The sequence below is a fragment of the Microbacterium sp. 01T413_2 genome (assembly GCF_056398985.1).
Genome location: NZ_JBFTQL010000012.1, coordinates 73485 through 88851 on the forward strand (window position 1 = coordinate 73485; position 15367 = coordinate 88851).

At 69.7% G+C, this 15367-nt stretch carries 12 protein-coding genes; 6 read left to right on the forward strand and 6 right to left on the reverse strand.

What is annotated here, in order from left to right; translation table 11 throughout:
* Positions 1-188: 188 nt before the first annotated feature.
* Together AC1DMN_RS08740 and AC1DMN_RS08745 are read left to right on the forward strand one after the other, a co-directional pair.
* Positions 189-1289, forward strand: a complete 1101-nt coding sequence (locus tag AC1DMN_RS08740) for a serine hydrolase domain-containing protein (protein ID WP_477229751.1) — start codon at positions 189-191, stop codon at positions 1287-1289.
* A gap of 26 nt (positions 1290-1315) precedes the next feature.
* Positions 1316-1855: a YaeQ family protein gene (locus tag AC1DMN_RS08745; protein WP_477229752.1), complete on the forward strand. Its 540-nt coding sequence runs from the start codon at positions 1316-1318 to the stop codon at positions 1853-1855.
* Positions 1856-1877: 22 nt separating this feature from the next.
* Here the strand turns inward: AC1DMN_RS08745 and AC1DMN_RS08750 are convergent, their stop codons facing one another.
* Positions 1878-5255: an efflux RND transporter permease subunit gene (locus AC1DMN_RS08750; protein ID WP_477384108.1), complete on the reverse strand. Its 3378-nt coding sequence runs from the start codon at positions 5253-5255 to the stop codon at positions 1878-1880.
* A gap of 118 nt (positions 5256-5373) precedes the next feature.
* Positions 5374-5781 carry a hypothetical protein gene (locus AC1DMN_RS08755; RefSeq protein ID WP_440733102.1) on the reverse strand — a complete coding sequence of 136 codons (408 nt, stop codon included), beginning with the start codon at positions 5779-5781 and terminating at the stop codon, positions 5374-5376.
* A gap of 310 nt (positions 5782-6091) precedes the next feature.
* On the opposite strand from AC1DMN_RS08755, the gene AC1DMN_RS08760 reads away from it, so the two are divergent.
* Positions 6092-7612: a helix-turn-helix transcriptional regulator gene (locus AC1DMN_RS08760; protein ID WP_477229754.1), complete on the forward strand. Its 1521-nt coding sequence runs from the start codon at positions 6092-6094 to the stop codon at positions 7610-7612.
* A gap of 43 nt (positions 7613-7655) precedes the next feature.
* Positions 7656-8417, forward strand: a complete 762-nt coding sequence (gene ddaH / locus AC1DMN_RS08765; protein WP_440733100.1) for a dimethylargininase — start codon at positions 7656-7658, stop codon at positions 8415-8417.
* A 176-nt stretch (positions 8418-8593) separates the two neighbouring features.
* Here the strand turns inward: ddaH and AC1DMN_RS08770 are convergent, their stop codons facing one another.
* Entirely contained in the window at positions 8594-8959 is a 366-nt protein-coding gene (locus AC1DMN_RS08770; protein ID WP_477229755.1) for a fluoride efflux transporter FluC, read from the reverse strand.
* Complete coding sequence (locus tag AC1DMN_RS08775) at positions 8956-9387, reverse strand: fluoride efflux transporter FluC (protein ID WP_441977365.1); 432 nt, start codon at positions 9385-9387, stop codon at positions 8956-8958. The genes AC1DMN_RS08770 and AC1DMN_RS08775 overlap by 4 nt, the downstream gene beginning before the upstream one ends.
* A 158-nt stretch (positions 9388-9545) precedes the next feature.
* Here AC1DMN_RS08775 and AC1DMN_RS08780 point away from each other — a divergent pair, with 158 nt between their 5' ends.
* Positions 9546-10220, forward strand: a complete 675-nt coding sequence (locus AC1DMN_RS08780) for a Pr6Pr family membrane protein (RefSeq protein WP_441977537.1) — start codon at positions 9546-9548, stop codon at positions 10218-10220.
* A 2-nt stretch (positions 10221-10222) separates the two neighbouring features.
* Here AC1DMN_RS08780 and AC1DMN_RS08785 read toward each other — a convergent pair whose 3' ends face one another.
* Positions 10223-11614, reverse strand: coding sequence for a flavin monoamine oxidase family protein (locus AC1DMN_RS08785; RefSeq protein WP_440733097.1), 1392 nt, complete (start codon positions 11612-11614; stop codon positions 10223-10225).
* Positions 11615-11854: 240 nt separating this feature from the next.
* Positions 11855-12709, reverse strand: coding sequence for a MerR family transcriptional regulator (locus AC1DMN_RS08790; protein WP_477229756.1), 855 nt, complete (start codon positions 12707-12709; stop codon positions 11855-11857).
* A 105-nt stretch (positions 12710-12814) separates the two neighbouring features.
* Here AC1DMN_RS08790 and AC1DMN_RS08795 point away from each other — a divergent pair, with 105 nt between their 5' ends.
* Positions 12815-15307, forward strand: a complete 2493-nt coding sequence (locus AC1DMN_RS08795) for a glycogen/starch/alpha-glucan phosphorylase (RefSeq protein ID WP_477229757.1) — start codon at positions 12815-12817, stop codon at positions 15305-15307.
* Positions 15308-15367 lie beyond the last annotated feature (60 nt).

Here is a 15367-nt window from a genome sequence, read left to right on the forward strand (position 1 = left end):
CGCAGCACCTGCACGCCAGGGCACCACGACTCCACCATCACGGGCGCGCAGCTCTCCTGGCGGTGCTGGTGGGCGCCCTGCTCACCGTGACCGGGTGCACCGCGAACGGGACGACGCCATCGCCCTCCACCCGTCCACCGTCTTCACCTGCGGTCGATCCCTCGGCGTGCGTCCCGGATCCCGGATCAGTGATCGACCGTACGCAAGTCGCCGCGGCCACCGGGAAGCTGCCGTCGGCGCAGTCCACGTCGCTCGACGCCGCGGCCGCTGCGGCGTTCGCCGCGACGGCTGCGCCCGGCGCGGTCGTCGCGGTGCGCTCCCCGCAGGGCACCTGGGTCAGCGCCTACGGCGTCTCGGACCTGACGACGAAGGAACCCCTGACCCCCGACGTCTACCACCGCATCGGATCGGTGACGAAGACGTTCACGACCACGGTGATCATGCAGCTGGTCTCGCAGAAGAAGCTGTCTTTGAGCGATCCGATCAGCGACTACGTGCCGAATGTGCCGCACGGATCCGAGATCACGATCCTCGAGCTGGCGAACATGACCAGCGGCATCGCCAACTACACCGACGATCTCGAGTTCATGAAGCTGTACCTGACCGACTACAGCATCATCTGGACAGTCGATCAGCGGCTGGCGACGGCGTTCGCGATGCCGCGCACCTCGGCACCCGGCGCCGAGTTCCACTACTCCAACACCAACACCGTGCTGCTCGGGGAGGTCATCGAGAAGATCACCGGGCACCCTCTCGCCGAGGAGCTTCAGCGGAGGATCCTCGATCCGCTCCGGCTGACCCACACCTCGTACCCGCTGGCCTCCGCCGTCCTGCCCGAGCCGCACGCGCACGGATACACCAGCCTCGGAATCGTCGACGACGCCATCAGCGGAAACGCGCCGACACGGGACTCCACCGCATGGAACGTGTCCCAGGCGGGCGCCTCCGGCGAGATCGTCAGCACCGTCGACGACCTGCTCGTGTACGGCCGCGCCCTCGGCACCAGACAGGACCTGCTCCCCCGGGATGCGCAGATCGCGCGTCTTTCCTCCTTCCCCACCCCGGCGGGATACGGCATCGGGCTGAACTGCGTGCAGGGCTGGCTCGGTCACAACGGACAGGTGCCCGGATACAACACGGCGCTGTACTACGACACCCGCACGGACACGACGGTGGTCGTCGAGGTCAACGGCGATCATCCCGTGGGGGCCGCCGGGATCACCCCCGCGGACTCGATCTTCTACGCCGTGGCCGCAGCCCTCGGACGCGCCGTCGAGGGAGCCCCCTGAGCCCGGCCGCGTAAGGTGGGACGTCTATGGCTATCGGGGCGACGATCCACACGTTCGACGTGCAGCTGGCGGACACCGACCGCGGCGTCTACGAGGACTACTCGCTGCGCGTGGCGCGGCACCCCTCCGAGACCGACGCGTACATGCTGACCCGGCTGCTCGCCTACGGGCTGGAGTTCACCGAGGGGATCGCCTTCAGCGAGGGGCTCTCCTCCACCGAGGAGCCCGCCGTCGTCGTGCGCGATCTGACCGGGCGCATCACCGGCTGGATCGAGGTAGGCGCGCCCGACGCCGAGCGCCTGCATTACGGAAGCCGCCTGGCCGAGCGCACCGTCGTGTACACGCACCGCGACCCGGCCAAGGTCATGGCGCCCTGGGAGGGCAAGCGGATCCACCGCTCCGAGCACATCCGCGTCTACAGCTTCGACCCGGGCTTCATCGAGTCCGCGGTGCCGCTGCTCGAGCGCCGCAACACGGTCACGATGACCGTCACCGAGCGCACGCTCTACCTCGATCTGAACGGCACGTCCCTGACGACCGCGATCCACGAGCACGAGCTCGGCTGAGGTCGCGCCCGGCGCTGCGGGCTCAAGCGTCCGACAGGCCGTGCTCGCGCAGCTCGCGCCTGGTCGGGTGATGCGCGGGAGACTCGGCACCCTCGACGTAGGCCGCCGCGATGGCGGACAGCTGCGAGGTCGAGGTCGGAGGTTCCGACGGAGCCACCTCCGCAGCCCCGGCAGAACTCTCCTCGGCGGGTGCTTCGTTCGATGCCGCGTCCATGATGGCGACCGGATCGCTCCCCCGTTCCGCTGCCGTCGAAGACCCGTCGCCCGACGGCGCTTCCGGCACCGTGGGGGCATCCGGATCCGACGTGTCCGTGCCACCCTGCGACCCGCCGGCCTTCGCCGCACGCTTGGCCGCCCGGCGCTCCCTGGCCCCCTCGACGAGGTTGTACAGCGTGGGCAGCACCAGCAGGGTCAGAACCGTCGACGACACCAGGCCGCCGATCACGACGATCGCGAGCGGCTGCGAGATGAATCCGCCGTGGCCAGTGATCCCGAGCGCCATCGGGGTGAGCGCGCAGATCGTGGCGAGCGCGGTCATCAGGATCGGGCGCAGACGCCGGGACCCGCCCGCGATGGTCGCGTCGTGCGCGTTCATGCCCTTCTCGCGATACTGGTTCACGAGGTCCACGAGCACGATCGCGTTGGTCACCACGATGCCGATGAGCATGAGCACGCCGATGAGGGAGGCGACGCCGAGCGGCACGCCGGTGGCGATCTGCAGCAGGATCGCACCGGTCGCCGCGAACGGCACCGAGCTCAGCAGCAGGATCGGCTGACGCAGCGACTTGAACGTCGCGACCATCACGATGTAGACGATGAGGATCGCTGCGAGCATCGCGAGCCCGAGCTGACCGAACGCATCCTGCTGCTGCGTGACCACGCCGCCGAGGGACGCGTCCGCTCCGGAGGGCAGCTTGGCGTTGGTGATCGCCTTCGACACGGATGCCGAGGCGCTCGCGAGGTCGTTGCCCTTCGGGGTGACCGAGACGGTCGCGGTGCGCTGCCCGCGCTGAGTCGTGACCGACGCCGGGCTCTCGCTCTGCTGCACCGTCGCGATCTGGTCCAGGCGGAGGAGCCCTGTCCGGCTCGGGATGGTCAGCGCCTTGAGCGCGTCGACCGTGGTCGGCGGGTTCGCACTCTGCAGGTAGACGGTGAGCGAGGATCCGTCGATCTCCACGGATCCGATCTGCTGCGGACGCATCGCCTGCGAGACGATGCCGCCGACCGCGACCTCGCTGAGTCCCGCCTTCGCGGCATCCGCGCGGTCGACCTGCACGGAGATGTACGGCAGCGATGCGGAGAGGTTGCTGGAGACCTGGTTCACGCCCGCCGAGCCCTTGAGCTCCTTCACGAGCGCGTCGGCCGCACTCGTCAGAGTCTTCTCGTCCGGCGCGGTGATCTTCACCTGGATGTCACTGGATCCGAAACCCTCCGACGCGGCGATCGTGATGTCGCCGACGCCGTCGAGCTTCTTCACAGCCGCGCGGACATCGGCCTGCACAGTGTCCTGGTCCGCCGACGGATCGGTCGTGATCGAGTAGGTGATGCCGGATCCGCCGCCGGAGAAGGCATCCCGCAGGGCGGATCCGCTCGAACCGATCGAGACCTGCACGGTCTTGATGCCGTGGATGTCCTTGATCGCCTCCTCGACCTTCTGCGCCGCCTTGTCCTCGGCGTCGAGGCTGGGCGCCTGGCCCAGCGACTGCGTCATGCGAAAGGTGTTCTGCCCGCTGGATCCGAGGAAGTTGACCTTCATGAGGGGAGCCGCGGCGAGGGTGCCGACGAGCACGACGACGGCGAGCAGCACGGTGATCCAGGAGTGCTTCAGCGTCCAGCGCAGGATCGGCAGGTACGCCTTCTGCAGGCGAGTCGGCGGGGCGTCCTCATGCTCGGGGTCGATCGCATGGCCGTCTGCGCCGAGCAGCGGCTTGCCCGGGCGCAGGAACCAGTAGGCCAGCACCGGCACGATGGTGAGAGCGACGAGCAGCGACGCCGCCATCGCGATCGTCACGGTGAGCGCGAACGGCCGGAACAGCTCGCCGGTCATGTCGCCGACGAACGCGATCGGAAGGAACACGGCGACCGTGGTGATGGTCGAGGCGGTGACCGCCGTCGCCACCTCGCGCACCGCGCTCAGGATCGCGGTCTTCTTGTCGGCGCCCTGCACATAATGCCGCTTGATGTTCTCGATCACGACGATCGAGTCGTCTACTACGCGGCCGATCGCGATCGTGAGCGCGCCGAGTGTGAGGATGTTGAGCGAGTAGCCGAACGCCTGTATGCCGATGAACGTGATGAGCACGCTGGTCGGGATCGAGATCGCGGTGACGAGCGTCGAGCGCACGGAGAGCAGGAAGATCAGGATCACCAGCACGGCGAAGACGAGCCCGAGCAGACCCTCCTGGGCGAGCGACTCGATCGACTGCTGGATGAACGGCGCCTGATCGAACACGGTCGTGAAGGTCGCCCCGGGCAGGTCCTTCTTGAGCTCGGGGATGAGGGCGGTGACGGCCTTCGACACGTCCACCGTGTTGGCCGAGGGCAGCTTCGTGACCGCGATCGTGAGGGCGGTCTTGCCGTCGACCCGGGAGAGCGAGGTGACCGGATTCCCGTCGATCGAGACCTTTGCGACGGATCCGACGGTGACGCCGGGCGTCGCCGCGCCGACCAAGGGGATCGCCTGCACCTGCTCGACGCTGGTGAGCTTCTCACCGGTCTGSACGGTGAGSGTGTTSTCGTYCTCSGTGATGGAYCCGCCCGGGAACAGWGTGCCGTTCTGCTGCAGCGCGTCCTTGATCGCGCTCGAGGTCAGCCCCGCCCCAAGCAGGGCGGTGGTGTCGGGGGTGATCGTGAGCCGCTTGCCCTGCCCGCCGACGAGCGACGCCGCGTTCACGCCCTTGAGCCGCTCGATCTTCGGGATGATCGTGTTCGTGAGGCGCTGCTGCGCCGCCTCGGCGTTGGAGAAGCCGGTGACCGCGACCTGGATCACGGGGAAGTCGTCGATCGACGCCGTGATGACCTGCGGATCCACGCCATCGGGCAGCTGGGACTTGATCCGACCGATCGCCTGGTTGATCTTCTGCTCGGCCGTCGCGAGGTTGGTCCCGTAGGCGAAGGACGCCTGGATCACGGAGGAGTTCGTCGTGCTCGTGGCGGTCGAGGTATCGAGGCCAGGGACGCCCTGGATCGCCGTCTCGATCGGGGTCGACACGTCGTGCTCGACGACCTCGGGCGAGGCGCCGGGGTAGCTGGCGACGATCGCGAGCTGCGGGAACTCGATCGACGGGATCAGCTCCTGCTTCAGGTTCGTGAGCGCGAGGCCGCCGAACACGGCGGCCACGATCGTGATGAGCGCGATCAGGGCGCGGTTGCGCAGGCTCAGGACGGCGAGCTTCGACACGGGTCCCCCTTCGTACTCCGGGGCGGGATCCGGCGTACAGGCCAGAGTCTAGAGCGCCGATGTCTCGCTCCCGTCACAGGATCCCGGCACCCTGCAGCGCCGGGATCCCGGCCGCGGGCTACTGGCAGACGCCGTTCTGATAGTGCGTGTTGAAGGAGTGCACCTGCACCCAGGACACCCGCTTGCCGGTCTCCACACTCCACCGGCGTGAGCCCTGCGCGGGAGCGGTGGCGTAGTTGGTGCCATACGAGGCCGAGGTGCCGTCGACGAAATGGGCGTTGAGCTCGTAGATGTCAGGGGCGCTGTCGTAGCTGACGATGACGCGCTCGCCGTCGACCGTGTAGCTGCCGTTGTCGCCGGCCGCAGCGCTCCCGCAGGTCACCACGTCGTCGGCGGCACCGTTCGTCGACGCGGCCGCGAGGGGCACCGCCGTGACCGCCGCGATCACGGGGATGCTCCAGGCTGCTCCCTTGATGACGGTGCGGCGGCTCAACGTACTGCGGGCCTCGGTGTTCTGCTCGGACATGGTTCTCTCCCCTGATGACGTGGCCCGCGGGCGCACGGAGGTGCGGCGCGGGCATGGATGCGATTGCGCGCGGGCATGCGGACGCGCAGCCCCAGGCGCGAGCGGACGGCGCTCGGGTGCGCCGTCCGCACTCACCACGTTCACCCCCGCGAGAGCGCCAGTCGCGTCATCCGGCGCAGAATCACCCCCTCACTCACCCACCCGGGTGAGCGCCGGAGCATGTGAACCCGTAGCGTGGCAGATGGTTGAAGCATGCAGGCGCATGCACCTGCCGGCCGGGTGCCGGCGCGGGGGATTCGTGGGGACGAGCGTGGATATCGGGGAGCGGTTCATCGATGCGGTGTTGTCGAGCCGAGATGCGGACGCCGCCGCGCTCGTGGAGATCTGGCCGATCGAGCTCTGGTACTCGCTGCCGCCCTACCAGCTCCGGACGCTCCTGGACCGGCTCTCTCCTGAGGCGCATCACCTGAGCCCCACGGTCTCTCTTCTCTCGCGCGCCCTGGCGCCGGACGACGCGACCTTCCGGATGCCGCGTCGGCGCGGACCGGTGCCGGCGAATCATCACCGCCGCGCGTCGATCTTCGAGGCAGCACGGCGACGGGTCGCCGGGGATCCTGTCGGTGCGTTCGAGCTGCTCTCGAGCCTTCGCGAGAACGTCGCCGGAGCTTCCCGCACCGGCATCGGCCCCACCGACCCCGCTCTGGCGTTCGTTCTGATGCAGACCGCGGAGTCGGCGCTCCTCGCCGGACGTCTGCGGGACGCGCTGGCCCTGTTCGAGGAGCTGGCCGCAGCACCGCGGACGGGCGATATGGAGTTCTTCGCCCGCAGAGCGCACCTGCGGGCAGCGCTCATCCACCAGCACTACGGCAATACCTGTGTCGCTCGATCCCATCTGCAGCAGTCCGCAGAGGTGCCGCGCACCACGAGCTGGGTGGAGAGCCGGCTGGATGGCGATCAGCGGCTGGTCGAGATCATGGTCGCGTCGGAGGATCTCGACGAGGCCTTCTCCGCTCTGCTGACCCTGACGTATTCGGATCTGGGTGAGCTGTGGCCGTTCGCGGTGATCGCCCTGCACGCATGGGGCTCCATCACGGGCCGTCGCGATGCGGCGCGCTCTCGCATGGAGGCGATGGCGAACGCCGGGTTCGGACGAGATGGCACAGGGCTCATCGGCTCGACGCTGCCCCTCATGCTCGCGCTGGACTCGCTCCTGAACGGCGACCTCCCCCGGGCGCAGGCCGAGATCCGCGACGTCCAGGAGGATCACTGGATAGCCACCGTGGTGCGCGCGCTGATCGACATCGGATCCGGCGCGCCTCGCCGCGCGCTGGACAGCCTCGAGGCCGCGGCCGACGCGACGGCCGGGCTTCTGCAGGCCGACCGGCAGCGATACCTGGTCTCGGCGCTCGCGCACTATCTGAGCGGCGACTCAGGAAGGGCGTCCGCCACGATTGCTCTGCTCCCGGTCAGCGCGCGTCGATGCAGCCCCTACGAGATCTCGGTGCTCGACACCCTGGCGCCGGGTGTCCTCGGGGTGGTCGCCGATCTCGTCCCCGAGCTGCTGCCGGAGGGCTTCTCCTTCGACCGGGCGGGCGTGCTCGAGAAACCGACGCTCACGCGGCCGGAGCTCGAAGTGCTGACCCGGCTGGCGCGCGGGATGACCAGACCGGACATCGCACGGGACCTCTTCCGCTCGGTCAACACGGTCAAGACCCACCAGCGTTCGCTGTATCGCAAACTCGGGGCATCATCGGCCGCGGAAGCGGTCGCCCTTGCCACCGAGTCCGGATACCTCTGGCATCTGCCGCAGCCGTCACCGCTCCGGCCGTGAAACCGGGCCCCGCCGGGTGAACCGCCGCGTCTAGTCTGGGACGATGTCCCGTCTTCTCGTCCGCCGCCCCTCGCCCCGCCTCGCCGAAGGCGAGCTCACGCACATCGAGCGGGTCCCCGTGGATCCCGAGCTCGCACAGCGCCAGTGGGAGGCATACGTCGAGGTGTACCGATCCCGCGGTTGGGACGTGATCGACATCGATCCGGACGACGCGCACGCCGACGGCGTGTTCGTCGAGGACACCGTGGTCATGTTCGGCGACATCGCGCTGCTCACCCGGCCCGGCGCGGACTCGCGGCGCGGCGAGATCGACACGACTCGCGCGGCCCTCGAGAAGGCGGGCATCGACTACGCCGAGGTCGAGGCGCCCGGCACCCTCGACGGCGGAGACGTGCTCAAGGTCGGCCGCACGGTCTACGTCGGGCAGACCCTGCGCACGAACGCCGAGGGCATCCGGCAGATGGATACGCTGCTCGCCCCGCGCGGCTGGACCGTCGTGCCGGTCGAGGTCACCAAGGTGCTGCACCTGAAGAGCGGCGTCACTGCTCTGCCCGACGGCACCGTGATCGGCTATCCCCCGCTCGTCGACGACCCGTCGATCTACCCCGAGTTCCTGGCCGTCCCGGAGGAGCATGGCACCGCCGTCGTCGTGCTCGACGAGAACACGGTGCTCATGTCGGCCGACGCCCCGCAGAGCGCGCAGCTGTTCCGCGACCGCGGCCTCACGGTGATCGAGACCCCCGTCTCCGAGTTCGAGAAGCTCGAGGGCTGCGTCACCTGCCTGTCGGTGCGCGTGCGCGACTGAAACCGCGGCTGCGGGCTGCGGCGGCGGCAGCGACTGAATCCACGACTGCGACTACGTCCGTCACGGTGCGACGATCAGCACAGCATGCAACGATTCGCACGCGTGGTGACGGGATCCGTGTGCTGATCGTCGCATCGTGTGCTGATCGTGGCAGCGCGTATCCGGGTGGCCGGAGCTCAGGCGGCGAGAGCCGCGCCGAGTGCGAGCCCGCCGACAGCGGCGAGGATCCCGAGCAGCAGCATCCCGACGGCGTTGAAGGCGCCGGCGCGCGAGGATCCGTCCCGCCACAGCGCGACCGTGTCGAGCATCGCCGTGCTGAACGTGGTGTAGCCGCCGAGCAGGCCCGCGCCGACGATGAAGGCTGCGCCGGGGAACCCGCCGCTGACGACACCGAGCACGAAGGATCCGGTCACGTTGATCACCAGCACGCCCCATGGGAAGCGCGTGCCGACGAGCCGAGCCACGCCGAGATCGACGAGGTAGCGCAGACCTGCTCCGACACCCCCGGCGAGCGCGGCGTACAGGAAGACCAGCGGGGTCATCCGCGCGCCTGCGTGTGCGAGGCGCGGGGGCGCCTCCCGCGCCAGCGGCCCGGCCGGCCGAGATCGAGACCGAGGGCCGCGGCCCCGATGCCGAGTGCGACGCTGCCGATCGCGTACGCCGAAGCGAGCCACGGCTGGGCATGCCACAGCGTCACCGTGCCGACGGCGAACGCGCTGTAGGTGGTGAACCCGCCGAGCACGCCGGTGCCCAGCAGCACCCGCACCGCATGCGAGCCGGGCAGCCGCGCGGCGAGCACACCGATGAGGAAGGCGCCGACGAGGTTCGCGATGAGCGTGGCCCACGGCACGGCGGCCAGCCCGTGACCGCTCGGCACGGGGAGGGCGAGTCCGAGTCCCAGGCGCGCGGCGGTGCCGACCACGCCCCCCGCGACGACGAGCGCGAGGCGGAGGGGGACGGGCGAGTTCACGCCCGTCAGCCTAGACCCTGCGTCTCGGCGGGCTCGTCCGACGGCACGCGGATCGCCCCGCTTCCAGGCCGGTTCCGTAGACTCGGCCGGGTGGCGGCGGCCCTGCCCGAGGGACCGCCCCCGCCGAGCCGGCCGAGGAGGACGATGCGCGCGTGACCATGAGGATCGCCTTCGGCTGGTCGCGTCTGCTCACCGCGGCCGTGTGCGGAGTCGCCCTCGTGGACCGCCTGTTCTGGGGCCTGGGCTCGCAGACCATCGCCGGCCAGAACTTCCTCGCGTACCTCACGATCGAGTCGAACATCGCGTTCGCCGTCCTCGCCCTGATCGCAGGGATCATCGCGCTGCGCACGCCGGAGGATCCCGCCTGGCTCACCACCGCACGTGCGGTCGTGCTCAGCTGGACCATCACGGCCGGTCTCGCGTTCGCCCTGATCGTGTGGCAGGCGGGCCTGCACGGCATCCCGATCTGGGTGCCGTGGTCCGACGTGGTGCTGCATTTCGTGCTTCCGGCGTGGACCGTCGTCGCCTGGGTCTTCGGCCCCGGCCGGCGCGCGGCCTCCTGGCAGATCGTGCCGTACGTGCTCCTCTACCCCGTCGCCTGGGGCGTGTTCACGATCTGGCGCGGCGGCCTGGTCGGCTGGTATCCGTACTACTTCCTGGATCCGCGTCAGGTGTCGGGGCTGCCCGAGATGATCGTCACCTGCGTCATCGCTCTGGCGATCTTCGCCCTGGTCGCGAGCGCCCTGGTCGCCCTGAGCCGGCTGCGCACCACGGCGCGGACGGATCTGCGCGGCACTCCGAAAGCGGACGGGGACGACCCGGATCCGGCCTGAGTTCAGGGCGTCGGCGTCGGCGTCGCCGAGACGAAGAATCGCAGCGACTCGCGCACGGCGGACTCCGCGTCGCCGTCTCCGAGCTTCGCGAAGGCCTCGGCCTCTGGCCCGCCGACGAGACCCACGAGCACGGGCCGGCCGGTGACCGGCTGGAGGTTCAGCCAGGTGCGGATCGGGCCGTCGCCCCCGACGACGTGCCAGAGGTCCGCATCGACCTTCCAGAACGCCTCGTCGAACTGCACCCACACCGTCTCCACGTATCCCGAGGCGAGCGCCGCGATCGCACCACGATGCGTGAACGGCAGCGGCGGGGCGAACTCGATCGCCCCGTGCTGCAGCACCCCGAGCGGGACCGTGACGACCACGCGATCGAAGGACAGCGACTCGCCGGTGGCCAGGCGCAGGCTCACCCCCGAGTCGTCGTAGGCGATGCGCGTCACCGGTGAGGCGAGCGTGACCTTGATGCCGTCGAGCGGCGTGTTCACGAGCGCGGCGACATCTCCATCAGCGCCCACGAGCCCGTCGGGGACGAACGTCGGCGGGAACCAGCTCGACGCCTTCTCCGCGTCGGCACCTGTGGTCGCCTGCAGCCAGGCGAGAGCCGCGGCGAGCGCCGGATCGGCCGGGTCGGCGCCGGCGGCCCGGAGCGCCGCGTCGATCGACGCGTCGGCCGGCGCGTTCGCCGCCTGCTCGATCGCGTGCCGCAGCGGTCCGCCGTCGAGGGCGGGCGCTGCGCCGTCCTTCGACCAGCCCGTGGGCGTGCCGAACGTCAGCCGGTGGATGCCCTGGGCGGCCAGCTCACCGCCCAGGGTGCCCGCCTCTTCGCCCGCCGACAGCCACGCCCCCAGCTGCACCGGGATCGGCCACTTCTTGTCCGCGATCGAATGGATCCGTCCCCCGGTGCGCTCGCGCGCCTCGAGCACGGTCACGGTGCGCCCTGCATCGGTGAGCGCACGGGCGGCGGCGGCTCCGGCGGCGCCCGCACCGACGACGGCGACGCGCTCGCCGCTCGTGGACGCGTCGACGAGCAGCGCCGCGGCCCGCTGCCCCGAGTCGATCGCGCCCGGGACGGTTCCGGGATGATCCGGATCCGTCGTCTCACCGGCGAGGAAGACGCGGTCACCGATCGGCTCGGCGAGATCCTTGCGCAGCTGCGGCGTCGCCCCGGCCGGCAGGTAACTCATCGCGCCGCGGGAATATGCGTCCGTCGACCAGGTGCTGCGCATCCACGCCGTCGGCTCCGGTGCGGCGCCGGGCGGCACGCTCGGCATCGGCGAGGGCGGGGCGGTCGTCGGGGTCTTGGTGGGCTGCGGCTCGGGCGTGCAGGCCGCGAGCACCACCGCGACGGCACCGGCTCCGGCGCCGACGAGCAGGGTTCGCCGCGAGATGCCCATCGTGGTGCCAGCCTATCCCGGGTGCCGGAGAGGCCGCCGTGGGACCCTGACCCGGGCCAGGCGCTGACGCCGAAAGATGGATGACGTCGCTCCGGACGACCCTGGAGCGCCGAAATCCATCTCCAGGCGAGGCCTCATCCTCCTCAGAGAAGGAAGACGCTGCTCGGACATGGTTCCGAGCAGCGTTTTCCTTCTTTGACGCGACCGCGGAGCCGCTTCCGGATCCGGATCCTGTTCCGGTTACAGGTTCGCCTCCGCGTAGATGCGCAGGGCGTCGCGGACGAACTCCGCGCCGGCGGTGCCGGTGGCTCCTTGCGCGGCGGCGGCGGACCGGTCCGCACCGGTGGCGTAGTTCGCGCCGAAGCGCGGATCCGCCACGTACATCTCACCGAGGCCGATGACGTACGCCTTGCGGTCGCCGGCGGCCCCGTAGGCGGGCGTGCCGGGGATGCCGGTGAGCCAGTCGACGTGGCGGCGCGCCACGTCCTGCGCCTCGGGCGATGCCGGATCCGCTCCCGCTTCGGCGAGCGCGATCCAGTCGGCGCCGAGATCGGCGACGCGCTGCTTCCACGCGGCCTTCTCGTCATCGCTCAGCCCGCGCCACCAGCGGTCGCTGTCGGCGTGGGCCTTCGTACCCCAGCGGGTCTCGACCTCGTCCTTGTACTGGGTGTGGTCGAAGCCGTCGAACATGTCGTCAGGCATGAGTGCTCCTCCTTCTCTGAGGGTGGTGATGGTGTTCTCGACCGACGCGATCTGCCGCGCCAGCCTGGTCTGCTCCGCGCGCAGCAGCGCGAGGTGCTTCTCGAGGGCGTCCACCTCGATCGCGGCGTTCGCCGACCGACCGGATCCGGCCCCGTCGGATGCCGGCACGCCCTCTCCGACGACCTGGGCGATCGCCGGCAGCCCCAGCCCCAGCTCGCGCAGGAGCAGGATGCGCTGCAGGCGCAGGAGCGCCCCCTGGTCGTAGTGCCGGTAGCCGTTCGAGGCCACCCGGGTCGGCGGCAGCAGGCCGATGTCGTCGTAGTGCCGCAGGGTGCGGCTCGTGGTGCCGGTCAGCCGCGCGATCTCCTGGATCGACCAGTCCCGATGCGCCATGGATCCTCCTTCCGTCGTCGATATGACCACCGTAGAAGTTGACGTCGCGTCAATGTCAAGCGGGATCCTTCTCGGCACCGGGGTCGGTCAGGGTACGTTCATCCCGTGACCCCCGACGCGCACCCGCTCAACGCCACGCACCCGCTCGCACTCGCCCCGGTGATCGCCCCGCCGCTCACCGTCGACGGGTTCGTCGAGGAGTTCCTGCACAACCTGAACTTCGACGGCGGCGTGACGCTCTCCGCATCCAGCGTGAACGACCGATATCTCGCCCTCGCCTGCACGGTGCGCGACTACCTGATGGCGCGCTGGCTCGAGGATCAGCGCCGGCAGCGGGAGAGCCAGGCGAAGAGCGTGTGCTACCTCTCCGCCGAATACCTGCTCGGCCGCCAGCTCGACAACGACCTGATCGCGACCGGCCTGTCCGAGGTCGCGACCGCGGCCCTGGCCGCGTGCGGGATCGACATCGACGAACTGCGCGCGCACGAGATCGAGCCAGGGCTCGGCAACGGCGGACTCGGGCGCCTCGCCGCCTGCTTCGTCGACTCGCTCGCCACCCTCGGCGTACCGAGCACCGGATACGGGATCCGCTACGAGTACGGGATCTTCCGGCAGACCTTCGAGGACGGCCAGCAGGTCGAGCAGCCCGACGCCTGGCTCGCGCTCGGCTCGCCATGGGAGTTCCCGCACCCCGAGCAGGCGCAGACGATCGCCTTCGGCGGGCATACCGAGACGTATGACGACGACGGCACTCCCCGTTCGCGCTGGATCCCGGCCTGGACCGTGCGCGCCGTGCCCTACAACTACATGGTTCCGGGCTTCCACAACGGCCGCGTGAACACCCTGCGGCTGTGGAGTGCGGTCGCCACCGACGCGTTCGATCTGCGCATCTTCAACTCCGGCGACTACGAGCAGGCCGTGCGGGCGCAGACCTATGCGGAGAACATCTCGAAGGTGCTCTATCCCGAGGACTCCACTCCGCAGGGCAAGGAGCTGCGCCTGCAGCAGCAGTACTTCTTCGTCGCCGCATCCATCGCCGACTTCCTGGATCGCCTGCCGGTGGACTTCGACCTCGCACACCTGCCCGATCGCGTGATCTTCCAGTTGAACGACACGCACCCGGTGATCGCGGTCCCCGAACTGCTGCGCGTGCTGGTCGACGAACGCGGCATGCCCTGGGACGACGCCTGGACCATCGCTCAGAAGTGCTTCGCGTACACCTGTCACACCCTGCTGCCGGAGGCCCTCGAGGTCTGGTCCGTCGAGCTGCTGGGCCGGTTGCTGCCGCGGCACCTCGAGATCATCTACCGGATCAACGACGAGTTCCTCGCCGCGGTGCGTGCCCGTTTCGGCGACGACGAGATGCGGATCCGCAACATGTCGATCATCGCGGAGTTCCCCGAGCGCTCCGTGCGCATGGCCTACCTCGCCACCGTGGCAGGCGCGCGCGTGAACGGGGTCGCCGAGCTGCACTCGCAACTGCTGCGCGACAAGGTGCTGCCCGCATTCGCCGAGTTCTTCCCGGACAAGTTCACCAACGTCACGAACGGGGTCACGCCCCGCCGCTTCCTGCGGCTCGCGAACCCCGGGCTCTCCTCGCTCATCACCGAGGCGATCGGCGACGGCTGGGTCACGGATCTGGAGCGGCTGCGCGAGCTCGAGCCCCTCGCCGACGATCCCGGGTTCCGCACCGCGTTCGCCGCGGTGAAGGTCGCCAACAAACGGCACCTGAACGATGTGCTGCTGGCCCGGGACGGGATGACGGTCGGCGACGGGCACCTCGTGGACGTGATGGTCAAGCGCCTGCACGAGTACAAGCGGCAGCTGCTGAAGGTGCTGCACATCGTGAGCTCGTACGAGGGGGTCATCTCGGGGCGGATCCCGCTCGCCGAACTCACTCCGCGCACCGCGCTGTTCGGCGCGAAGGCCGCCCCCGGCTACGCGATGGCCAAGCGGATCATCCACCTCATCAACGCGGTCGGATCCGTCGTCAACACGGATCCGAGGCTCGAAGGCCGCCTGCAGGTGCTGTTCCCGCCGAACTACAACGTCACGCTCGCGGAGAGCGTGATCCCCGCCGCCGACCTCAGCGAGCAGATCTCGCTGGCGGGCAAGGAGGCCTCGGGCACCGGCAATATGAAGTTCGCGCTCAACGGCGCGCTCACGATCGGCACCGACGACGGCGCGAACGTCGAGATCCGCGAGCTCGTCGGCGACGAGAACTTCTTCCTGTTCGGCATGACCGAGCCCGACGTCGAGGCGCTCTCGGCGCGCGGCTACCGGCCGAGCGAGTTCTACCAGGCCGATGCCGACCTGCGCCGCGCCATCGATCTCATCGCGTCCGGCGCCTTCTCCGGTGGTGACCGCTCGGTCTTCGAGCCGATCGTGTCGAACCTGCTGTACGAGGACCGGTTCATGGTGCTCGCCGACTTCGCCGCCTACATGTCGGCGCAGGAGCGCGTGGACGCCGCCTATGCCGACCAGGACGCGTGGTCCCGCGCTGCGATTCTCAACGTCGCCCGCTGCGGCTACTTCTCCTCCGACCGCTCGATCCGCGACTACATCGACCGCATCTGGCACACGCCGCCGACGAGCTGAGGACCGCTTCTTCGTTTCGAAGCGCGCACATGGCTGCATCCACTCCTCGGATGCAGCCAC